Origin of the sequence: Pedobacter sp. G11 (genome assembly GCF_003860265.1) — a bacterium.
Taxonomy (GTDB): Bacteria; Bacteroidota; Bacteroidia; order Sphingobacteriales; family Sphingobacteriaceae; genus Pedobacter; species Pedobacter agri.
Genome location: NZ_CP034190.1, coordinates 4,200,302 through 4,222,765, shown reverse-complemented (window position 1 = coordinate 4,222,765; position 22,464 = coordinate 4,200,302). Strand labels below are relative to the sequence as shown.

Below are 22,464 nucleotides of genomic sequence, written 5' to 3'. Positions count from 1 at the left end.
CCATGGAAAATAGAGTTTTAAAAGATGCAAATGACCGTGTAGATGGAATTTACAAGGTTACGGGGAAGGCCAAATATTTTGCTGAATACGAATTGCCAGGATTAACCTATGGTGTTTTAGTAACCAGTACCATTACCAAAGGAAAAATTACTTCGCTTGATACCAAAGCAGCAGAAAAAGCCCCCGGTGTAGTTTCTGTAATTTCTCATATGAATAAACCATCAGCGCCGGCATATGAACAAGAAGGCGGTTCGCCATTTAAGATATTCTATACTGATAAAATTTTCTTTAACGGACAACCCATAGCGATAGTCGTTGCCAACACTTTTGAAAGAGCAACTTATGCCGCTTCATTAGTTAAGGTAACTTATGCTAAAGAAGATTTTAATACTGATTTTGAGAAGGCCGTCACCGATGTTAAGGCAAAGAAACTTCAAGGTCAGCCAGATTATAAACGTGGCGTTGAAAATGCTTATAAAACTGCTGAAGTAAAGATTGAAGCAAAGTATCACCTCCCAATTGAAACGCATAATCCAATGGAATTGCATGGAATTATAGCAGATTGGCGGCCAAATAATCAGGTAACGGTTTATGCGAAAACACAAGGAGTAAAGGCTACACAAGGTACTATTGCAAATGTTTTTAAAATCCCTATCGAAAATATTCAGGTAAATTCTGAATTTGTTGGAGGTGGTTTTGGTATGGCTTTAAGAACCTGGCCGCTTGAAATTGCTACGGTAATGGCTTCAAAACATATCGCGAAGCCAGTTAAATTGGTAATTACCCGGATGCAAATGTTTACCATGGTGGGTAATCGTCCGGCGGCAGTACAAACCATTGGTTTAGGTGCAAATAAGGATGGTACTTTAACAGGTATAACACATCGGGCATTTGGCGAAACTTCGGCTTATGAAAATTTTACGGAAGGTGTAGTAAACATGGCTAAATTCATGTATCAGTGCGATAATGTGAATACGCAGTATACCGTTGTGCCGGTTGATTTAGGCGTACCCATCTGGATGCGTGGACCTGGAGAGGCAACCGGCGCTTTTGCCTTAGAAAGTGCTATTGATGAGATGGCCCATGCTTTAGATATGGACCCGCTTGAGTTTAGGATAAAAAATGATCCTGAAAGAGACCAGCAACGAAACAAGCCGTTTTCAGATAAAAATATTAAAGAAGCTTATCGTGTAGGTGCTCAGAAGATTGGATGGAACGAACGTAAGAACAAGCCTGGAAGTTTGACTAATGGCCAATGGAAATACGGTTTCGGTGTAAGTATTGGCGTTTTCAATGCAAACAGAGGTAGAGCAAGTGTGAAAGGTATTTTAAAGGCCGATGGAACTTTGGTGCTGCAAAGTGCAACAAGCGATATCGGGCCAGGAACTGGAACCGGAATGACTTTAATTGCAAGCAAACTTTTAGGTATTCCAGGTGATAAAATCAAGTTTGAATTGGGCGATTCTTCTTTACCTCCGGCACCAAGCCAGGGCGGTTCAGCTACGCTTTCTACAGTTGGTTCAGCGGTCAATGATGTTTGTGTAAGCTTAAAATCGACTATTGCAGAGCTTGCCGCAAACTCAAACATGGATGCGACTTCCAATTTTGTAGATGTATTGAAGAAAAATAATCTTCCACAAATCGAAGTGACAAAACAAAGCCAGGCTGGTAAGGAGCGGGAAGATTATTCCATGTATTCCTTTTCTATCCATTTCGTAAAAGTAAAAGTCCATAGTTTAACCGGCGTGGTAAAGGTTGATAAAATCGTTTCTGTTGGTGATTCGGGTTCAATTGTGAGTCCGAAAACGGCCCGTAGCCAGATGGTTGGTGGTGCAGTTGGCGGTGTGGGAATGGCTTTACATGAAGAATCCATTATCGACCACCGTTACGGAAGATACATCAATAACAATTTTGCAGATTATCATGTTCCGGTCAATGCCGATATTCCGGAAATTGAAGTTCATTTTATTAATAAACCCGATCCGTATATCAATCCGATGGGCGCCAAAGGAATGGGCGAAATTGCCTTGATTGGTTTTTCTGCTGCCGTCGCCAATGCTGTTTTTAATGCTACAGGGAAAAGAATTAGAACTTTGCCAATTACTCCTGATAAAGTTTTAGCAGGTTAATTTTACAAACGATAAACCATTTAGATTGCTTCGATTTCAGCATTTACAAGTCGTTTATATAGCTTTGGCAAAAAATAATATAATATGATAGCTGCAAAAGGATACGCTGTTCACAGCCAGACCGATAAACTGGCTCCATGGAATTTCGAAAGAAGGAATGTTGGGCCGAAGGATGTTTTAATAGAGATTTTATTTAGTGGAATTTGCCACTCAGATATTCATCAGGTACGTAGCGAATGGGGGCCAGCCCGTTATCCAATGGTTCCTGGTCATGAGATTGTTGGGCGGATTACCGAAGTTGGTTCGGAAGTAACCAAGTTTAAAGTTGGTCAACTTGCTGGTATTGGTTGTATGGTTGATAGCTGTAAGGAATGCCCAACATGCAAGGGTGGACAAGAACAGTTTTGCGAAAAAGGAGAAACAGTTTGGACTTACAACAGCGTTGAACGTGATAAAAAAACACCAACGTATGGTGGTTACTCAAATAAAATAGTTTGTACCGAAGAATTTGTGGTAGGTGTTTCTGAAAAACTTCCGCTGGCGGGTGTTGCGCCTTTACTTTGTGCGGGCATTACAACTTATTCTCCTATAAAAAGATGGGGCATTACAAAAGGACATAAAGTTGCTGTTTTAGGTTTAGGCGGCTTGGGGCACATGGCCGTTAAGTTTGCTGTTGCCTTTGGTGCTGATGTTACTGTTTTGAGTACCTCTCCATCAAAAGAAGCAGATGCTAAAAAATTGGGTGCGCATCACTTTGTAATAACCAAAGATCCTCAAGAGTTAGCGAAATATGCTAATCATTTCGATTACATTATCGATTCTGTCTCAGCACCACACGATTACGAAACGTACTTAAAGCTATTGAATGTAAATGGTGTTCACATTTGTGTAGGTTTACCGCCGGAACCATTAAAGTTTCCGGGGTCTGCATTGATGCGTGGAAACAGAGCGATTACGGCATCAAGCATTGGCGGAATTGAAGAAACTCAAGAAATGTTAGATTTTTGTGCAGAACATGATATCGTATCAGAAGTAGAAGTGATTAATATCAATTATGTTAACGAAGCATACGAACGCGTTTTGGCTAGTGATGTGAAATACCGTTTTGTTATCGATATGGATACGGTTTAGGTATATGTTTTTTCATACAAGAAAGGCGAACCATTTGGCTCGCCTTTCTTGTTATGAATGAATGTTGATCACTGCGATTATTTTGCTGCAGTTTTTGCACCGTAAGTTGCAGCTAACTTTAATGCTTCGTAAGCATTTACGATACCACCACTGATACATAAATCAGAGAAAGGAACTGAAACAGATTCTGCATCTTCCTCATCACCTTTTTTGTAAGAAACATTGTGGTTCACTTTTGTCACTGATTTAACAATGATTTCTTTTACCTGCGCAGCAGATAATTTTGGATAATATGAACGAATTAATCCCGCTAAACCAGCCACAACAGGAGAGGCCATACTGGTTCCGTTAAGGTTTTTATATTTAGAACCTGGAACAGTAGAATAGATCTGCACACCAGGTGCAAAAACATCAACCTGCGTTTTACCAAAGTTTGAGAAACTTGCTTTTAAAGTTTCATCATCTTTCGGGCCAGAAGCACCAACAGTAATCCATGAGGCAATTGTCTTCGCGTCTAAATCTTTATGGTTAGGGAAGTTATTTTCTTTGTCAATGTCTTTGTTTTCATTACCGGCAGCCTGAACAATTAAAACATCTTTCGATGCGGCATACTTCATGGCTTCATTAACCACGGCTTTGTCCCAGCTATATGCTTTACCAAAACTCATGTTAATTACTTTTGCGCCATTATCTACCGCGTAACGGATGCCATTAGCTACATCTTTATCACGCTCATCTCCATTAGGTGTACAGCGAACGCCCATGATGGCAATATTGTCTGCAACACCCATGATACCCAGCTTATTTGTTCTATCGGCAGCGATGATACCCGCAACGTGAGAACCATGCATGGCATCAGGACCTGCAACGTCATTATTTCCGTAAAATTTCTCTTTAGGATCATTTGGATTATCGCCAACGATAGCACGAGGATCGTAGTCAACATTTAGATTATACTCCGCCTGACGGGTGTAGTAATCATAACCCTCTTTAATTTGATCTTCGTAAAAATCTGCAAAGCTTCCTTTTTCGAGTTGTTGAACTAAGATACCCTGAATGCGTCCTTCTATATCAGAAGATGGTTTAAAGTTTTTAAAATCTTCCAGCGTAGGATTTTCTTTGCCAATTTTTTTTACAACTGCGTCTAAAGCATTCTTGAAACCGGAAATTCCAGCCAAACCCTGTTTGGCTTCTGCCAGTTGTTTTTCCAAATCAGCTCTTCTGGCTTTAAATGCTTCATAATCTGCTTTGTCTTTTTCTGCTACATTTGCATCAGTAGTATTTGCAAAACGGGTTTGATCGCGGCGAACTAAACGGGTTAATTCCAGGGTTTCAAAGTTAATTGATTCCTTTGGGCCACCAATAAAATTCCATCCGTGAATATCATCAGCATATCCGTTTTTATCATCATCCTTTCCGTTGCCTGCAATTTCTTTGGCGTTCACCCACATGATTCTTTTTAAATCTTCATGTGTTGCTTCAACGCCACCGTCATTTACAGCTACAATAACTTTGGTCGATTTCTTACCTTTTAAAAGTTCTTTATATGCTTTTTCAGTACTGATACCAAACGTTGAATCAGTTTTTAAATCAAGGTTTTGCCAATTTGCTTTCTGCGCATTCGCTATAAATGGAACCGCACTCACTACAGCAACGCTAAGCAGCGCTTTAAAAATTTTACTCTTATTCATTTACTTATTTTTGTATTAAACGTCGAAAGTTAATTTTAATTTTTTTCATTCCTATAAAATGTATTAAAAATGATGCTTTTCACACATTTTCTAAAATAAAAATCCCGACCAGCTTAATGATCGGGATTTTTGTCACTAATTTATATCACAATTATTTTAAGCTTGAGGCAATCTCTTTCGCAGCAACATCATGCCCTTCAATTACCTTTAAAGTTTTTGTAGCCCAGCTTTTTAGTGAAGCATCACGATTTTGAGCACCTTCTTTAAAAAGTGTTATTGTTTTTTCATGGTCGGTAACCATCATGTCTATATAATGCTTGTCAAAAGAAGCACCGGTCATTTTTTTCATCTCGTCCAGATGAATCTGATCTTCAGCAGGTAAAGCATCTGGAGTAATTACTTTTTTCTCTACCGCGAGTGCTTTAAGTTCAGTATTGGCTTTAGTATGATCGGTCAGCATTTGAGCAGCAAAATCTTTAACTTTTTGACTCGACGCATTTTTTGCTGCAATTTTAGCAGCTTCAACTTCCATAATGCCACCAACTGCAGCTTTTCTTAAAAAGGTAGCTCCAGCTTCATCTAGTCCCGATTGTGTACTTTCGGCCCCTGTAACATGGTTGCCATTAACCATATTTGTATCGCCCGCAACACTGTCTTTTGTAGTTGCCGATTTTTTATCTGCGATTTGACAGGCCTGGAAACTTATCGTAAATGCAATTGCTGTAGATAGTAGAAATATCTTTTTCATGTGGATTCAATGTTTTGATGTGTATTGAAAACACGTAACCCAGAAAAAGGTTTTTGAATTAATCTTCAGCAGGTGCTGTGTAGGCATTAGGGATAACGATTCCCATTTGTCGTTCAGGATTTTGAATTGGCGAGAACCCAAACTGCTCATACAAACCATGAGCATCCAAAGTGGCCAATTGATAACGCCGCAAACCTTGAAGATCGGGATGGAAAATCATAAATGACATTAGTTTTTTTGACAATCCCTGACCACGATAATCGTTCTCAATATAAACATCACAAAGCCATCCAAAGGTGGCTTTATCTGTGATCCAGCGGGCAAAACCAATTTGCGTATTGTCTTTATAGATGCCAAAACAAAGTGAATTTTCAATTGATCTTCGAACAGTATCTAAAGAAATATTTTTTGCCCAGTAAGATTCTGTGCTCAAATAGTGATGAATGGAATCAACTTTAAGCAATTCCTTATTATCTGAAAATATAAATCCGTTTTCGCTTATTTCCATTATTGGTTAATCTGTAAATGATAAACTATTATTTGAGCTAATAATAGCTTATCAAATTAATTATTAGTTGCGCATATTAATGAACTGTACTGGCTGATCAAAATCCTCGCCACGGCATAAAGAGATAACCGCTTGCAAATCATCAATCTTCTTCGCGGTTACACGCACCTGATCATCCATTATGGAAGGCTGTACTTTTAAACCACTGGCTTTTATTTTAGCAACCACTTTCTTAGCAGCTTCTTTATCAAGCCCTTCCTTAATGGTTATTTCTTTGCGGATCATGTTGCCGGAAGCAATGGTCTCTTTTCCAAAATCCAAACTTTTGGGATCTAAATTTTGTTTCATCATTCTGGAAATAATCGAACCTTCAATGGCTTTCAAACGCATATCATCTTCGGTAACGATGGTTACCACATTGGTTTTCTTATCCAGCTCGATGGTACTTTTTGAACCATTAAAATCAAACCTGTTTAAGATTTCTTTTTTAGCGTTATTAATTGCATTATCAAGGGTTTGGGCATCAACTTTACTTACAATATCAAAAGAAGGCATGTTTTTAGCTTTAAATTAAAAAATTAAGTAGATTTAGTTGAAAATAAATCTCTCACACAAAAAAACGAAAAATAATATGAAAACCACTAAAGCGAAGTCTCAAAAAAAAGCCACCAAAAAAGAAGCTGCGAAACAACTAGAGCAATCTATTACTGCACAATTTTTAGATGTAATAAAAAGTTTAGGGCATGACGCCTCAGAGATTAGTACCGAGGTGGCCAAGGCAAGTAAACGTGTTGCAAAAAAACTCACAAAAAAATTCACGGTAATTAAAGCAGACGTTGGACATAAAATTGATGATTTATTAAAATCCTCAAAATCAAAAGCAAAGGAAGCGAAAAAACCAGTAGTTAAAACGATAAATAAAGCCGATAAATCTGCTGCCAAGGTGGTTAAAAAGGCTGTCTCCAAGGCGAAACCAATAGTTCAAAGTGTTAAAGTTGCAGCGATTGCTTCTGAAGATAAAGTTGAAAAAGTGTTGGCTAAACCAGTTGAGAAGATTAAAGATACAGCAGTAAAAGCAGCATCTGCAGTTAAACCCAAAGCTGCTGCCGTAAAAGATAATGTTACTAAAAAAGCAAACGCTGCAACTACGGCCAAAGCTCCGGTTAAAAGAATAGTTAGCAAAACGGCTTCTGCAGCTAAACCTAAAACACCATCCGTTAAACAAGTGGAAACCAAAACTACGGAAGCAAAAGATGATGCAAGTAAAGCTGAGGCTAAAACAGCTATACCCGCCAATAAATCAAAAAGTATTAAAAGCTTGCCTAAAAAACTGCTTTAAACATTTTTAATAAGTATAGATAATGAAACAATTTGTTAACGTGAACACCGTCATTTGTTAACATCAATTTAACAAATTAATTTGCAGATTTGAGCATCCCTGTTACGCAGGGATTTTTATTTTTTTTAATGAGCAAGAAGAAAATTCCATTTTTAAACAGAGAGATAAGTTGGTTGTATTTCAATGATCGGGTGCTGCAGGAAGCGGCCGATGAAAGCGTCCCACTTATTGAAAGGATTAAGTTTTTATCTATATTTTCTTCAAACCTGGAGGAGTTTTATCGAGTTCGGGTCGCTACCATGTCGCGGCTTACTAATTTAAATGATAAAGCCAAGGCATTATTAGGCTATAATCCGAAAAAGATCCTCAATGAAATTAAAAATATTGTTGTTAAGCAGGAGCGAAAGTTTGATTTGTTATTTCAGGCTACCTTAATAAATGAATTGGCTCAAAACAGGATTTTCATTTTAAATGATACGCAATTAAACGTAAGCAGGGGTGGGTTTGTGAAAAATCACTTCCGCGACAAAATCCTTTCTAACCTGGTTCCGATCATGCTGGATATGGATAAGCCGTTTCCGGAGCTAAAAGACCGTTACCTCTACTTTTTCGTTAAGTTGTCAAAAAAAGATACCAAGGTAAGGGAAAAGTATGCCTTAATTGAGATTCCCCCTAATTTACCCAGATTTTTAGTCTTACCAGAAACCAATGATTTAAAATTCATCATTTTGGCGGAAGATATTATTCGCTACTGTCTGGATGACATTTTTTATGTGTTTACTTATGATCATTTAGAAGCTTACTCTATCCAGCTTACGCGTGATGCCGAACTGGATATCGATAAAAATATTGATGATAAGTTTATTGAAGATTTAAAAAACAGCCTGGAAAAACGCAAAAAAGGAAAACCAATGCGTTTACTTTACGATTCCGCAATGCCTTTGAATATGCTCACGGTATTAGTAAACAAGTTAAAATTAGACGCCGACAGCCTAATTCCAGGTAATAGCTATCACAAATTTGGAGATTTTATTGCCTTTCCAAATGTGGGGAAGAAAGAACTGGAGTATGCACCAAATATTCCTTTGAAAGTACATGATTTACCACGAACGCAAAGTATTTTTAGTAGAATTGCCCGCCGTGATTATTTGGTAAACCTTCCTTATCAATCCTATGATTACATTATTCTGTTTTTACGTGAAGCAGCGATCGATCCTAAGGTAACGGAAATTCAAATTACACTATATAGACTTGCAGAAAACTCTAAGGTAATTAACGCCTTAATTAATGCCGCTAAAAATGGAAAATCCGTATCAGTGGTGTTAGAATTAAAAGCCAGGTTTGATGAACAGGCTAATATTTACTGGACAAGTCGTTTGATGGAAGAAGGTGTTAAAGTTAATTATGGTTTAACTGATTACAAAGTGCATTCAAAAATTTGCCTGGTGAAGCGGATGGAGAAAGAAAAACCGGTGTACTATGCTAATTTAGCTACAGGTAACTTCAACGAGAAAACGGCAGGTTTATATTGCGATCATAGTATTTTCACAGCGAAAAAAGAAATTACGAATGATTTGGTAAAGTTATTTGATGCCTTGAGCAAGCGAACGGTAACCAAAGGATTTAAGCATTTAATTGTTTCCCCGTTAGAAAGTCGTTCAAAGCTCATCAATTTTATTAACCGCGAAATTAGAAATGCCAAAGCCGGAAAGTTGGCTTATATTATGCTAAAAGTAAATAGTTTAGCAGATGAAGGCATCATTTCGAAGTTGTACGATGCGAGTAATGCCGGTGTTAAAATTCAGCTTATTGTTCGCGGCATTTGCTGTCTGGTTCCCGGAGTGAAAGGCTTCAGTGAAAACATAACGGCCATCAGCATCATCGATAAATTTTTAGAGCATGCCCGGGTTTACATTTTTAGTAACAATGGCAAAAACGATATGTATCTCTCTTCTGCTGATTTGATGAGTCGCAATTTTGAGCATAGGGTAGAAGTGGGTTTTCCGGTATTAGATTCAGATGTAAAACAAGAAATTCAGGATATCATTGATTTACAGTTGCAGGATAACACGAAATCTCGCCAGATTAATGCAGCAAATAATAACAAATACCACAAAAACAGGCTCATTAAAAAAATCAGAGCACAGGTAGATATTTACAACTATTTAAAAACCAAGCACCAATCATAATGTTAAGATACGCAGCGATAGATGTGGGATCGAATGCCGTTAGGCTGCTCATAGCCGACATCAGCAAACGGGATGGAAAATATAAATACAAAAAAAATACGTTAATCAGGGTTCCACTGCGTTTAGGCGACGATGCTTTCTTGGATCATCATATTTCTGAACGGAAAGCAGGTGATTTGATTAAAACGATGGCTGCTTTCAAAGGTTTAATGGATGTTTATCATGTTTCAGAATATCTGGCCTGCGCAACTTCAGCCATGCGGGAGGCCGGTAACGGACAGGATATTGTCAAACAAATTAAAGCACAAACGGATTTAACACTCGAAATTATTGAAGGTCAGCGTGAAGCCAATATCATATACGCTAACCACATTGAAGAAGATCTGGACGAAAACAAAACCTATTTGTATATTGATGTAGGCGGTGGTAGTACAGAACTTTCCGTTTTTGTAAAAGGTGTGCCGGAAGCATCTAGGTCGTTTAATATTGGAACCATCCGGATGCTCGACAACCAGGACAAGGAAGAAACCTGGGACGAAATGAAAGAATGGGTGAAGGAACATACCAAATCACAAAAACATTTGGCAGCGATTGGGACCGGTGGAAACATTAATAAACTTTTTAGAATGAGCGATGAGAAAGACGGGGCGCCGATGTCTATTCAAAAACTTAACGCACTTTACAATAGGCTCACCAGCTATTCTTTAAAAGAACGTATTCATGAACTTGGCTTAAATCCCGATCGTGCCGATGTAATTATTCCTGCAAGTGAGATTTATTTAACCTTAATGAAATGGACGGGTATAAAGCAAATTTATGTGCCCAAGGTTGGTATGGCAGATGGTATTATTAAACTGCTCATCGAAGAGAAACTGGATCAGGCATGATAATTTCCTTCGTAAGCGAGTTTTAAAAAATACATCACTTCATCATTGAAATCCTCGGCATTGTAAATCCTGAGGTGATGGTTAAACTGATTAGTTCCCGGAACATTTGCAATCTTACTGAAGCATAACTGATTGTCAAAAGGCTGATTGAAAGGTAATACGATATGAATAAAGTTCTTACCCAAGTGCGTAACATAAGCAAACTTCACTGTCGACTGTAATGCGATCATTGTTTTTGTGGCTTTAACCTCAAACATTCCCAAAGTATTCAGTTCATCAATAAAAAAACGGAATAAACTCAAGGTATATTCCGTTTTTCCATTTAAAAATTCTTTTAACTGATCAGCCATTTTATTCTTCTAACAGTCTCGTTGCAGCTTCATCGGTAAAAAAAGTAAGCTTTCCGTCAATGGGATCAATTAACTGAGATGGATATTGATCAAAGTCTTTTTGCTCATCGCCAATTACATGTTTGATAGCTTCCGCTTTGTTTTCGCCAAAAACCAGGAAAGCTACATTCTCAGCTTTATTAATCAAAGGTGCAGTAAAACTGATGCGATAAGTATTTAGTTTTTCTACAAAAACCGAAGCCACATTCACTTCTTCATCCTTTACTAAAGTAGTATGAGGAAAAATAGAGGCAGTGTGTGCATCGTCGCCCATACCTAAAAGAATCAGGTCGAAAACAATGTCTTCACCCTTAAAATGTTTATCGATCGATTTTTTATATTCAATTGCGGCCTTTTCAGGAGCAAGGGTGGTATTCACATAAAATATATGGTCATCTTTGATATTCAAGGGATCAAGCAAAGTTTTCTTCGCCATTAAGCCATTGTAATTTTCATCATCAGCAGCCACATTACGCTCATCACCAAAAAAGAAATACACTTTTTCCCAGTCGATTCTGTGCTCACACTTTTCTGCTAAAAACTGGTAAAGTGCTTTTGGTGAGCTTCCACCGGTTAAAACGAAATTGAAACGGTCGTTTTCTTCAATGGAAAATTCTGCAATCTTAATGATGTAATCAGCAAGATCTTCAGTAAGCTCATCGAGCGTTTTGTAAATTAATAAATTCATATATCTAAAATATTAAACGTCATTGCGAGGCACGAAGCAATCTTATCAATCAATTCCCAGAAAATAGATTGCTTCGTACCTCGCAATGACGAGTAGTTTACTATTCTTTATTTTTCAGTGGCAAATTAAACCAGTGGAAACCGTCTCTTGCAATAAGTGCTTCGGCTTCTTCCGGACCCCAACTATCAGCAGGATAGTTCGGGAAATTAATAGATTTTTTACTTTCCCAGGTATTTAAAATCGGCATCACCAGTTCCCAGGCAGCTTCTACCTGGTCGCCACGCATAAATAACGTTTGATCACCCATCATGGCATCAAGCAATAAGGTTTCGTAAGCCTCAGGTGTGTCACCTTCGTAAGTTCCTTTATAGTCAAAAACCATATCAACCGGATTTAAAACCATATCTAAACCTGGTCTTTTCGCCTGCACCTGCATACGAATGCTCATTTCTGGCTGAATGCTGATAACCAATCGGTTTTGCTGCCAGTTTTCGGTAACACCAGATGAGAAAATCTGATGCGGAACATCTCTAAACTGAATAGTAATTAATGACGATGTTTGATTTAGACGTTTTCCCGTTCTTAAATAGAAAGGAATGCCTTGCCATCTCCAGTTATCAATATGGAATTTTACCGCCGCAAATGTTTCTGTATTGGAATGAGGATCTACACCTTTTTCCTGGCGGTAACCCGGAACTTCTTTTCCTTCTACCCAGCCTTTGCTGTATTGGCCACGAACGGTATGGAAACGAATATCTTCAGCAGAGAAAGGACGCATTGCCCTTAAAACTTCTACCTTGCGGTTTCTGATTTCATCGGCATCGAAGTTTATAGGCGCCTCCATTCCGATTAAACATAACAGCTGCAGCAAGTGATTTTGAATCATATCGCGTAATGCACCAGCGCCTTCATAATAACCGCCACGATCTGCAACGCCCAATTGTTCCGTTACGGAAATCTGTACATGGTCGATATATGACCGGTTCCATAATGGTTCAAATAAAGCATTCGCAAAACGGAAAGCCATCATGTTTTGAACGGTTTCTTTACCAAGATAATGGTCAATACGGTAAATCTGCTTCTCTGTGAAAATTGTACTTAGCAGGGCATTGAGTTCCTTTGCTGAATCTAAATCATGACCAAAAGGTTTTTCAATTACAATTCTGCTGTTATCATCTGTTTGCGTGATTTTATATTTCTGCAGGCATTCAGCAATAATCGGGAAGAAGTTAGGTGCTACAGCCAGGTAAAAAATTACCTGCGTTTCTTTACCGTATTCTTTTTTATACTGATCTACCGAAGCTTTTAAGTTTTCGAAAGTTTTCGGATGGGCAAAATCAGTAGGGCAATAGTGAATGGTATTCCCAAAATCATCCCATTTATCTTTCTTTACTTTTCCTGTTCTCGAAAATTCATTTACAGCATCTTCTAAAGCACTTTTATAGGTATCATCCGTAAATTCAGTTCTGCCTGTACCAATAATTGCAAACTGCTCAGGCATGTAACCCTCAATAAATAAGTTGTATAAAGCAGGAGCTAACTTTCTTTTATTTAAATCACCCGTACCACCAAATATTACGAATACTGTTGGATTTAATGCGGTTTTGGTTTTCATTTTATATTGAAATTCTTGATCAAATTTATTATGATAATTTATTCCAGTCAGCATGGAAAACGCCGTCTTTATCTATGCGTTCAAAAGTATGTGCACCAAAGAAATCTCTTTGAGCCTGAATTAAGTTAGAAGGCATTCTAGCCGTGGTAATCGTATCAAAATAAGTTAGGGTAGAAGCAAAAGCTGGAATACCAATGCCTGCATTGATACATTCTGAGATGGTTTTCCGGGTGCCGTTGAGGGTAGATTTGATGATGTCTTGAATTCCTCCGTCACCAAATAAATGTTCTAATGAGTTATTTTTATCGTAAGCCTGATAAATATCTTCTAAAAATTTAGCCCTGATGATACAGCCACCACGCCAGATTTTAGCAATTTCCTGCAACTGAAGATGATATTGATATTCTTTAGATGCCTGAACCAATAAATGCATGCCCTGAGCATAAGCACTGATCATAGAAAAATAGAAAGCATTTTCCAGATCATCAACAGAAACATCAATTTTGTTCTCTTTCTTGCCATAAGCTTCTTCTAAAGAAACTCTTAAAGCTTTGAATTTTGATAAATCGCGGTTAGAAACAGCCTCATTAATGGTAGGAACAGGCAATTGTAGCTCCATAGAAACTTCTGATGTCCATTTACCGGTACCCTTTGAACGTGCTTCGTCTTTAATCTGATCTAATAAGTCGTTCTGTGTTTCAGTATCTTTAAACAGGAAGATTTCTGCTGTAATTTCCAAAAGGAAAGATTGCAGGCGACCTTCATTCCATTTTTTGAAAACCTGATATATTTCTGCGTTTGAATATCCTAAACCATTTTTTAGTACTCCATAAACTTCAGCAATAAGCTCCATAATGGCATATTCAATACCATTATGCACCATTTTTACAAAGTGACCGGAAGCACCAGGACCAATATAGGTTACACATGGATCACTACCCACTTTCGCTGCAACAGCATCAAAAACTTCTTTAACCACATTGTAAGCCTGTTTATCGCCGCCTGGCATCATACTAGGACCGAAACGGGCACCTTCTTCACCCCCGGAAATTCCCATTCCGAAGAAATGTAGGCCTTCTTTTTCCAGCTCATCAACTCTACGATTGGTATCAGTAAAGTGAGAATTTCCACTATCAATAATGATATCTCCTTTACTTAACAATGGTTTTAATTCGGCAATAACACTATCTACGATTGGTCCGGCAGGAACTAATAAAATTAACGTTCGTGGAGTTTGTAAACTACTGATAAATGCCTGAATATCATCATAACCTTTTAAGTTATGCGCTTTTCCCTCTTCTTCAAGTTTGGCAATCATTTTATGATCTTTATCATAACCTGTTACAGAGAAACCTTTATCGGCCATGTTTAACAATAGGTTGCGGCCCATGGTGCCTAGCCCTATCATTCCCAATTTGTAATTTTTAGACTCGTTATTTGACATTTTTTGCTTTTTTGCTTGTAACCCAAAATTAGGCTTTACATTTTAATATTAGAGATGCTGTTGTTAATTGATTGTAATAAAAAACCATCAATAGTGTAGTTTTTACACTTTCGGGTTAACCGTAAAGATATTGTATTTGTCGGCTAATTTCCAAAGCTTCGCACCGCCCTTTATTCCATCTCTATTGGTTACCAGCTTGATATTATCATCCAGTTTAAAATCGATTTCTTTGGAATTACCACCTCCGATATAAAGGAAATCATAATTGAAAACTGTTTTATAAGTTTCAATCACCTTCTTTAAGCGTTTGTTCCAACGCTCACCTCCGATTTTTTCGAATGCCTTATTGCCAATATAGTCATCATAATCTTCATCTTTATTTAAGGGAAAATGAGCCAATTCTAAATGGGGCAGAAGCTCTCCATCAAATAAAAGCGCCGTACCAAAACCTGTTCCAACGGTAAAAACAATTTCAAAACCTTTTCCTTCAACTACACCTAAGCCCTGTTGATCGGCATCATTTACCAATCGTACCGGTTTGTTTAAAGCATTTGCAACACGCTGAGCCAAATCAACATCAGCCCATTTGTTTTTAGCCAAATTAGGCGCTGTTTTCACAATTCCATTTTTTACATAACCAGGAAAACCAATGGAAACTCTGTTGAAGGTGTTTGGGATAGGTTTAATGAGTTCTTCAATACCAGTAACAATATCTTTCGGCGTTGCACCTTCAGGTGTTTTGCTCTTTAAATATTCTGATAACATGTTTCCGTTCTCATCCAGTAAAACTGTTTTGATGCTGGTTCCGCCAATGTCTATAGATAAGATGTTCGTCTGCTCGGTGCTATTTTGTGCCGCCATATTTATTTTATTATGCTATAACTGATTTTTACAAATTAATAGAATCAAAAAACATAAAACGAATAGAAAGTAAGATAATTTAAAATAGTAAACTACAAACTCTATGTAATTAGTAGAATATTATTAAGTTTGTGACGTTATCTTCAAAACAGAAAATTAAAGATTATGGGCTTAAACTACCTCGCATTTGCTATTCCTGCTTTTTTCATCTTTGTATATATCGAATATAAAATATCCCAAAATCAAAAAAGAACAACAGTTTTTAAATACGAAAGCACAGTAGCCAATTTCAGTATCGGTATTGCTGAGCGATTGCTTAATCTGTTTATTGCGGCCAGTTTTTATCAACTGTATGATTGGGTTTATCGCAATTATGCGCTTTTCGATATATCTTCGGCATGGTATGTATGGGTATTGATACTACTTGCAACAGATTTTGTTTGGTACTGGTATCATCGCTTAGGCCACGAAATCAATTTTTTATGGGCAGCGCACATTGTTCATCACCAAAGTGAAGAATTTAATTTATCTGCTGCCGCAAGAATAACAACCTTCCAGGCATTATTCAGAAATATTTTCTGGTGCGTTTTGCCATTTATAGGCTTCCACCCAACGATGATTATTACGATTCTATTGGTTCACGGTGCCTATTCTTTTTTTACGCATACCCAGTTGGTTGGTAAGTTAGGTTGGCTGGAACATGTATTTATCACGCCTTCTTTGCACGGCGTTCATCATGCAAGCGATGAAAAATACCTCGATAAAAACTACGGTGATGTATTTGTGTTTTGGGATAAACTTTTCGGTACCTTTCAAACAGAAGAAGAACCACCTAAATTCGGGTTGACACATCCGTTGAAAAGCTACAGCTTTTTGTGGCAGCACTTCCATTACTACCTTGAAATAGGCGAGGCTTATAAACGTGCGAACGGCTTCAAGGCAAAATGGAATGCCCTTTTTGGTAGCCCTGCACTTATGGATCAAAATATCAGACCAATTTTAGAACGAAAATTTAGGCAGGATAAAATTAAACAACAATCTAAACCTCGTTTTAAGTTTTATTTGAATACGCAACTCATTATTGTTGTGGCGATGCTTACCGGATTAACATTATATTTTAACCTGATGAACATTACAGATCAGCTTGCTATATTATTTTTCATCATCATCACATTAATCAACATCGGAGCATTATTAGAACAACGCAAGTGGATTTACTATTTAGAGTGCTTTCGTTTGATACTTGTATTGGCTTATTTGTTTTACAGTTTTAATATTTTTGGCCTGGTGGTTTTCCCAATAGCTGCATTGATTTTTCTGGAAAGAACAATTTCTTTAAGTAAAATTTACATAAAATACGTATTTGCCTATCAAAGTATTAAGTAATAATGTTTCTTTAAGTTTCGATTATGTCAGCACATAAAAGTTACATTAAAAACTTTCATTATGTTTAATAACGTTATTTAATATTTAAATTATGTTTAAAAAAATTAAATGTAATTAAAATATTACTTTCTATTGTATTCTGATAAAATAAGAATAATACTTCAGGTTTTATGACTTAAAAGTAGTTTAATCGCTTATTGCGATCACTTTTAGTAGCCTGCTAATTTGATGAATTTTAATTTTCAACTTTCCATATCCGGCAAACCGAAATAATAAAACTGAAATAATTTTTCAGATTTTCATAAATTGTTTTTAGTTTCGATTTGTTTTACTAGATTTAATTATCGAAACCATTAAAAATGGTAAAACCAACAATTCGTAATTTTATGAGCGTCACCATCGTTTTTTAACAGTTGCTTAACATGGCCTTAATCTCTACAGCCTTACTTTGCCGCTAATCCGAAGACGAAATAAAACGAAAATTACTAATTATTGAAACCTAATAACCGGATATAATATGAACAAACTTTTTACTAGAACAAGTTCCATGTTTTGGCGTGGAATAAAAACTGGCGATGCAATCCCTAAGCATCTTCAGGCAGATGAAAAGAAATCGTTCCTTCAGGTAGCGAGCCATTCTTTTTCATTTTACATCAAAATTTTTCTACTTGGTATTTTTCTATCATCAACCTTAAGCGTGTTGGCACAACAGCCTTCGCAACGGTTTGTAGTGAAAGGAAAAGTGCTGGATGATGAAGATGGGCAGCCGCTTGTAGGAACTACTATTAGTGATGGCGCTAAAAAGGTATTAGGGGTTACCAATGACAATGGAGATTTCTCTGTTACGCTTCAGGGAGCCGGATCAATTTCATTTAATATGGTTGGTTATACGGTTGTAACAAGAAGCATTAGCTCAAACCAAAACGGATTAATTATCCGCTTAAAATCATCAAACAGCCAGCTGAACGAGGTAGTAGTAACTGCTTTAGGGATTAAAAGGGATGAAAAGGCATTGGGTTATGCAACTACAACGGTGGATAGTACGCAACTAACCGAAGCGGTAGCCACTAACTGGACTGATGCCCTTTCTGGTAAGGTTGCGGGTTTAAATCTGGTAAGATCAAACAGTGGTCCTGGTGGTTCGAACAAAATTATATTACGTGGTGAAAATAACTTAACAGGCGATAATGAAGCCTTAGTGGTTGTAGATGGGGTTGTAGTAAGCAGTAGTGGCGGTCGCCGTACCGCAGCAACATCGGGAGGAGTTTACGGAACAGGAAGTGATAACATGCCTGCAGATTACGGAAGTACAATCAACGATATCAATCCGGAAGATATTGAAAGTGTAACTGTATTAAAAGGGCCTGGTGCATCAGCTTTATATGGTCAGCGTGGTGCAAACGGTGCGATTATTATCACGACCAAATCTGGAAATTCGAAACGTAAATCATTAGGGATTAAATTTACTTCAAATGGCTCATTCGAGGAAGTTAACCGTTGGCCTGACTTACAATATGAGTATGGTCAAGGGTTGGATGGAGCTTCGTATTATTCTTATGGAGCAAGTGCTGATGGTGCCAGTACCAGCGGAACAAGTTCTGCCTATGGTCCCCGCTTTGATCCGAGCTTAAGCTTTTTTCAATATGATGGTACAAGACAAAACGTAGGCTTAACGCGTACGCCATGGGTACCTTACACCAATCAGATCAGAGAATTCTTCAGTAAAGGCGAGAACTTAACAAATACGTTGAGTGTAGATGGAAAACTTGGAAAAACAACAAATTTCCGTACATCTATTTCTAACCAAAGCAATACCTGGATCATTCCACTTTCTGGAGTGGAACGTACCAATGCTTCATTATCGATTAACTCTGACATCACCAAGAAGTTGAAGTTAATGGCGAAAGTAAACTATGGTAACCGATATAGTGATAACCTTCCAGGTAATGGTTACGGAAATCAATCGATTATGTATTGGTTTATTTTCTGGCAGCCAAACGCCGATTTGGAATCAATTAGAAACTACTGGGTAAATGGTCAGGAGAATCGTTTAATCAAATATCCGTATAGCTCATTTCCAGAAAATCCTTATGCGGTTGTAAACGAATTTAAAAATAAACAACGCCGTAACAACGTTACCGGAAGTATTCAGTTAAGCTACCAGTTTACCAAAGAGTTAAGTTTGTTGGTTAGAACCAGTGTTGATTATGCAAAACAAAGACAAATGCAGGAACGTCCGTATGATGCAGGAAGTAAACTAATATTCGGATCTTACAGGGAGCAAAACAGCCATTCATCAGAAACCAACAGTGACTTCTTAATCCGATATGATAAAAAAGTAAGCAACGATTTTAGTTTCAATTTATCTGCAGGTGGTAGTCAGTTAAAAAACAGATATGACAGATCAGACATCAGGGCTGATGGATTAAGAGTTCCTAATATTTATGAATTATCAAATAATTTATATCCATTATTATCTATTCCTGATACTTCAAGACTAAACATCAACAGTTTTTATGGTATCTTATCAAATAGCTACAAAAACTTCTTATACCTTGATATTACGGCCCGTAAAGACTGGAACAGTGCTTTAGCTTCTTCTACCAGGACAGATAATGTTGGTTTCTTTTATCCATCTGCCAGTGCAAGTTTTGTAATGTCAGAAGTGGTTAAAATGCCGAAATTTGTTAATATGGCTAAGTTTAGGTTCTCCGCTTCACAGGTAGGGAGCGGCAGTTTGATCCCTTACAGAACGGCTTATACTTATGGTTTAGCTTTCAGTGGTTCCTATCCGGATAGCGCCCTGGTAAATCCAGGTTTATTGGCCAACAGCAATTTGAAGCCTTTGAGAACAACAACTTACGAATTAGGTGCAGACATCCGTTTATTTAAGAACAGATTGAATTTTGATATTGCAGTGTATGCTGGTAAAACAAATGACCAACATTTAACGCGTATTGTTGATAGAGCTACAGGTTACAATCAAATGTTGATCAACGCCGGACAGGTAAATAATAAAGGTTTAGAAATATCAGTGAATGGAAGCCAGATAAAAAGTAAAAATGGCTTCAACTGGTCTACTTATATGACATTTTCTACCAACCAAAACAAAATTATCGATATGAACGGCGATAGTTCGGTGGTATTAAGAACCGGACCGGTTGCGGGTGGACAGATTGTTGCTAAAGTAGGCGGCAGCATGGGCGATTTATATGGTAGAGGATATGTTCGTGATCCTGAAGGAAATGTTGTTTTTGATGCCACAACAGGTTTGGCTAAAATTACCAATGATGTGGTTTACCTGGGCAATACCATCCCAAGATTTAAAGGAAGTATCGGCAACAATTTCAGCTACAGACAGTTCAGTCTTAATTTGCTGTTCGATGCACAAATCGGTGCGGTAGCGCACTCTTTGTTAAACTATAAATTAGTAGAGCAAGGTAAAACTACTTCAACATTACCAGGAAGATATAGTGGTATTATCGGTAATGGAGTAGTGCAAAATCCTGATGGAACTTATCGTAAAAATGATGTAATTGCAACAGATATTGACGAATATTACCGTTCAAATATGGGGGCCGACAATGCCGAAGGAAGTACTTTTAGTACCGACTTTATCAAATTCAGAGAGGCAGCCTTAACCTATAAATTTAAACCTAGTTTCCTTAAAAAAATTGGTTTGAATTCGGCGTCATTCGGAGTTTATGGACGTAACTTATTCATTTGGTCGCCATGGCCAATGTTCGATCCAGAATTTGGTACCATCAGCGGTTCAGACATTGTTCAGGGTTTTGAAATCGGACAGTTCCCGTCAACCAGAACCTATGGATTTAACCTATCTATTGGCATATAACTAGAAAACATCATGAAAAATAATATAAAAAAGCTTGTTATTCTTTTAGTTGGCTCTAGCTTAACATTTAGCTCTTGCCAAAAGGATTTCATCGCAATCAATACAGATCCGATTAACATCATCGATACTACGCCTGATAAACTAATGGCCCCTGCGTTGGTTAATTCATTGTCGTTAGGGATGTTTCGTAACAGGAACTTTAACAATGAATTGATGCAGGTTACCGTAAACCAGGATGATGGAGATGCAACAGTTTTCCGGTATCAATACAGGCGTACCTTTGCTGATTATCTTTATAATGGTTGGTATATCCAGTTAACCAATTTTAAAGATATGTACAACAAGGCGTCTGAGCCTGGTAAATTGAATAAGTCGTATCAGGGTATTTCATTGGTCATGCAATCATGGCTTTACGCCAACCTTACCGATACTTACGGAGATATTCCATTCAGCGAATCAAATAAAGGGTCGGAAGTTACTGAGCCGAAATTTGATACGCAAAAGGATGTGTACTTAGGCATTTTTAAAATGTTGGAAGAGGCAAATACCTTATTGAGCTCAGGAACTGCAATTGCTGCCATCAGCGACCCGGTTTATAAAGGAGATATCGCTAAATGGCGTAAATTTTCTAACTCACTGTATCTTAGGTTATTGCTTCGGGTTTCAGGTAAAGCAGATGTTTCTGCGCAGGTAATTGCGAAAATTAAAGAAATTGCCAATACCAATACCACTCAATATCCAATCATTGCCAATAATGGAGAATCGGCTAAATTGCTTTGGAACGGAGGAATCAACGTTTCTGATCCATACACATCACCGCTAGTAAACGGTATTCGTGAACAGGATTACCGGGCACCAGCCATTGCCAGTTTCTTTATTGATCGTTTAGTGGCCTGGAAAGATCCGAGAATTGATATCTCTGCCGCTAAAGGTTACGCCAATGCAGGTATCAACAGGTGGGGAATTTCTCAAGGGCCTTCAGGATTTGCAGGAGTGCCAAGTGGCTATTTAGTTGGAGGGGGAGCACCAAAACAGGCTTACTTCTATTCGTTTGCACAAACGGTTTCAAGTGTAGCAGTGAATGCTCGGTCTTTACAGGCTAATCCGCTTACGGGTATTTTTATAAATTATGCAGAGGTGCAGTTTATTTTGGCTGAAGCAGCATTAAGAGGTTACATCACAGGATCTGCGGAAGCCTACTACAATACCGGAATTGCAAATTCAATTAATTACTGGGTGCCTAGTTTTACAACTTCAACTAATGCAGCAGAATTTTTAGATTATATTAACGAAGCGGATATTGAATGGGGAACTTATAATACCGGTCAATTTGTTGATAAATTGGAGCAAATTCATATGCAGAAATATTATGCACTGTTTATGGTAGATATGCAACAATGGTATGAGTACCGCCGAACCGGACATCCTTATTTACCTAAAGGTCCGGGGCTTGCAAACGGAGGTGTGATGCCCGCACGTATGACTTATCCGGTATATATTCAGTCTACCAACCCCACAAATTACCGTTTAGCTGTAGCCTCTATGGGTGGCGACGAAATCAATACACAAGTATGGTGGCAAAAACCATAATCTGTAAACAGCTTTA

The 22,464-nt window shown here is 37.8% G+C and carries 17 protein-coding genes; 8 read left to right on the top strand and 9 right to left on the bottom strand.

Annotation, left to right across the window (positions count from 1 at the left end):
* Positions 1-2: 2 nt before the first annotated feature.
* Together EA772_RS18250 and EA772_RS18245 are read left to right on the top strand one after the other, a co-directional pair.
* Positions 3-2,129: a xanthine dehydrogenase family protein molybdopterin-binding subunit gene (locus EA772_RS18250; RefSeq protein ID WP_124914431.1), complete on the top strand. Its 2,127-nt coding sequence runs from the start codon at positions 3-5 to the stop codon at positions 2,127-2,129.
* Between the two features lie 84 nt (positions 2,130-2,213).
* On the top strand, positions 2,214-3,260 hold the full coding sequence (locus EA772_RS18245) for an NAD(P)-dependent alcohol dehydrogenase (protein WP_124914430.1): 1,047 nt from the start codon (positions 2,214-2,216) through the stop codon (positions 3,258-3,260).
* Between the two features lie 77 nt (positions 3,261-3,337).
* Here the strand turns inward: EA772_RS18245 and EA772_RS18240 are convergent, their stop codons facing one another.
* From EA772_RS18240 to EA772_RS18225, 4 genes are all read right to left on the bottom strand, one after another.
* Positions 3,338-4,951 carry a S8 family peptidase gene (locus EA772_RS18240; RefSeq protein ID WP_124914429.1) on the bottom strand — a complete coding sequence of 538 codons (1,614 nt, stop codon included), beginning with the start codon at positions 4,949-4,951 and terminating at the stop codon, positions 3,338-3,340.
* 151 nt (positions 4,952-5,102) lie between these two features.
* Positions 5,103-5,699, bottom strand: a complete 597-nt coding sequence (locus EA772_RS18235; RefSeq protein ID WP_124914428.1) for a DUF4142 domain-containing protein — start codon at positions 5,697-5,699, stop codon at positions 5,103-5,105.
* 58 nt (positions 5,700-5,757) lie between these two features.
* Positions 5,758-6,207 (bottom strand): GNAT family N-acetyltransferase, encoded by a 450-nt coding sequence (locus EA772_RS18230; protein WP_124914427.1) that lies wholly within the window; start codon positions 6,205-6,207, stop codon positions 5,758-5,760.
* Between the two features lie 63 nt (positions 6,208-6,270).
* Positions 6,271-6,762 (bottom strand): YajQ family cyclic di-GMP-binding protein, encoded by a 492-nt coding sequence (locus tag EA772_RS18225; RefSeq protein ID WP_124914426.1) that lies wholly within the window; start codon positions 6,760-6,762, stop codon positions 6,271-6,273.
* A 76-nt stretch (positions 6,763-6,838) separates the two neighbouring features.
* On the opposite strand from EA772_RS18225, the gene EA772_RS18220 reads away from it, so the two are divergent.
* From EA772_RS18220 to EA772_RS18210, 3 genes are all read left to right on the top strand, one after another.
* Entirely contained in the window at positions 6,839-7,546 is a 708-nt protein-coding gene (locus EA772_RS18220; protein ID WP_124914425.1) for a hypothetical protein, read from the top strand.
* A gap of 128 nt (positions 7,547-7,674) precedes the next feature.
* Positions 7,675-9,735, top strand: coding sequence for a polyphosphate kinase 1 (gene ppk1 / locus EA772_RS18215; protein WP_124914424.1), 2,061 nt, complete (start codon positions 7,675-7,677; stop codon positions 9,733-9,735).
* On the top strand, positions 9,735-10,622 hold the full coding sequence (locus EA772_RS18210; RefSeq protein ID WP_124914423.1) for an exopolyphosphatase: 888 nt from the start codon (positions 9,735-9,737) through the stop codon (positions 10,620-10,622). The genes ppk1 and EA772_RS18210 overlap by 1 nt, the downstream gene beginning before the upstream one ends.
* On the opposite strand, the gene EA772_RS18205 is transcribed toward EA772_RS18210, so the two are convergent.
* The 5 genes from EA772_RS18205 to EA772_RS18185 all read right to left on the bottom strand — a co-directional run bounded on the left by EA772_RS18205 (position 10,613) and on the right by EA772_RS18185 (position 15,619).
* Complete coding sequence (locus EA772_RS18205) at positions 10,613-10,972, bottom strand: DUF5655 domain-containing protein (RefSeq protein WP_124914422.1); 360 nt, start codon at positions 10,970-10,972, stop codon at positions 10,613-10,615. The genes EA772_RS18210 and EA772_RS18205 overlap by 10 nt on opposite strands.
* A 1-nt stretch (position 10,973) precedes the next feature.
* Positions 10,974-11,699 carry a 6-phosphogluconolactonase gene (gene pgl / locus EA772_RS18200; RefSeq protein ID WP_116168141.1) on the bottom strand — a complete coding sequence of 242 codons (726 nt, stop codon included), beginning with the start codon at positions 11,697-11,699 and terminating at the stop codon, positions 10,974-10,976.
* 100 nt (positions 11,700-11,799) lie between these two features.
* Complete coding sequence (gene zwf, locus EA772_RS18195) at positions 11,800-13,314, bottom strand: glucose-6-phosphate dehydrogenase (protein ID WP_010600934.1); 1,515 nt, start codon at positions 13,312-13,314, stop codon at positions 11,800-11,802.
* A 28-nt stretch (positions 13,315-13,342) separates the two neighbouring features.
* Positions 13,343-14,758 carry an NADP-dependent phosphogluconate dehydrogenase gene (gene gndA, locus EA772_RS18190; RefSeq protein WP_124914421.1) on the bottom strand — a complete coding sequence of 472 codons (1,416 nt, stop codon included), beginning with the start codon at positions 14,756-14,758 and terminating at the stop codon, positions 13,343-13,345.
* Positions 14,759-14,860: 102 nt separating this feature from the next.
* A complete protein-coding gene (locus EA772_RS18185; protein ID WP_124914420.1) occupies positions 14,861-15,619 on the bottom strand; it encodes an ROK family protein in 759 nt (252 codons plus the stop codon).
* A 165-nt stretch (positions 15,620-15,784) separates the two neighbouring features.
* Between EA772_RS18185 and EA772_RS18180 the strand changes: the two genes are divergently transcribed.
* The 3 genes from EA772_RS18180 (at position 15,785) to EA772_RS18170 (ending at position 22,448) form a co-directional block, all read left to right on the top strand.
* Positions 15,785-17,005, top strand: a complete 1,221-nt coding sequence (locus EA772_RS18180) for a sterol desaturase family protein (RefSeq protein WP_124914419.1) — start codon at positions 15,785-15,787, stop codon at positions 17,003-17,005.
* A gap of 517 nt (positions 17,006-17,522) precedes the next feature.
* Complete coding sequence (locus EA772_RS18175; RefSeq protein ID WP_246833988.1) at positions 17,523-20,858, top strand: SusC/RagA family TonB-linked outer membrane protein; 3,336 nt, start codon at positions 17,523-17,525, stop codon at positions 20,856-20,858.
* Between the two features lie 12 nt (positions 20,859-20,870).
* Positions 20,871-22,448, top strand: coding sequence for a SusD/RagB family nutrient-binding outer membrane lipoprotein (locus EA772_RS18170; RefSeq protein WP_124914418.1), 1,578 nt, complete (start codon positions 20,871-20,873; stop codon positions 22,446-22,448).
* Positions 22,449-22,464: the final 16 nt, after the last annotated feature.

Excerpts from the sequence above, each read along its gene's own strand:
- EA772_RS18250 (WP_124914431.1), top strand. The coding sequence starts at position 3 with ATGGAAAATAGAGTTTTAAAAGATGCAAATGACCGTGTAGATGGAATT.
- EA772_RS18245 (WP_124914430.1), top strand. The coding sequence starts at position 2,214 with ATGATAGCTGCAAAAGGATACGCTGTTCACAGCCAGACCGATAAACTG.
- EA772_RS18240 (WP_124914429.1), bottom strand. The coding sequence starts at position 4,951 with ATGAATAAGAGTAAAATTTTTAAAGCGCTGCTTAGCGTTGCTGTAGTG.
- EA772_RS18235 (WP_124914428.1), bottom strand. The coding sequence starts at position 5,699 with ATGAAAAAGATATTTCTACTATCTACAGCAATTGCATTTACGATAAGT.
- EA772_RS18230 (WP_124914427.1), bottom strand. The coding sequence starts at position 6,207 with ATGGAAATAAGCGAAAACGGATTTATATTTTCAGATAATAAGGAATTG.
- EA772_RS18225 (WP_124914426.1), bottom strand. The coding sequence starts at position 6,762 with ATGCCTTCTTTTGATATTGTAAGTAAAGTTGATGCCCAAACCCTTGAT.
- EA772_RS18220 (WP_124914425.1), top strand. The coding sequence starts at position 6,839 with ATGAAAACCACTAAAGCGAAGTCTCAAAAAAAAGCCACCAAAAAAGAA.
- ppk1 (WP_124914424.1), top strand. The coding sequence starts at position 7,675 with ATGAGCAAGAAGAAAATTCCATTTTTAAACAGAGAGATAAGTTGGTTG.
- EA772_RS18210 (WP_124914423.1), top strand. The coding sequence starts at position 9,735 with ATGTTAAGATACGCAGCGATAGATGTGGGATCGAATGCCGTTAGGCTG.
- EA772_RS18205 (WP_124914422.1), bottom strand. The coding sequence starts at position 10,972 with ATGGCTGATCAGTTAAAAGAATTTTTAAATGGAAAAACGGAATATACC.
- pgl (WP_116168141.1), bottom strand. The coding sequence starts at position 11,699 with ATGAATTTATTAATTTACAAAACGCTCGATGAGCTTACTGAAGATCTT.
- zwf (WP_010600934.1), bottom strand. The coding sequence starts at position 13,314 with ATGAAAACCAAAACCGCATTAAATCCAACAGTATTCGTAATATTTGGT.
- gndA (WP_124914421.1), bottom strand. The coding sequence starts at position 14,758 with ATGTCAAATAACGAGTCTAAAAATTACAAATTGGGAATGATAGGGCTA.
- EA772_RS18185 (WP_124914420.1), bottom strand. The coding sequence starts at position 15,619 with ATGGCGGCACAAAATAGCACCGAGCAGACGAACATCTTATCTATAGAC.
- EA772_RS18180 (WP_124914419.1), top strand. The coding sequence starts at position 15,785 with ATGGGCTTAAACTACCTCGCATTTGCTATTCCTGCTTTTTTCATCTTT.
- EA772_RS18175 (WP_246833988.1), top strand. The coding sequence starts at position 17,523 with ATGAACAAACTTTTTACTAGAACAAGTTCCATGTTTTGGCGTGGAATA.
- EA772_RS18170 (WP_124914418.1), top strand. The coding sequence starts at position 20,871 with ATGAAAAATAATATAAAAAAGCTTGTTATTCTTTTAGTTGGCTCTAGC.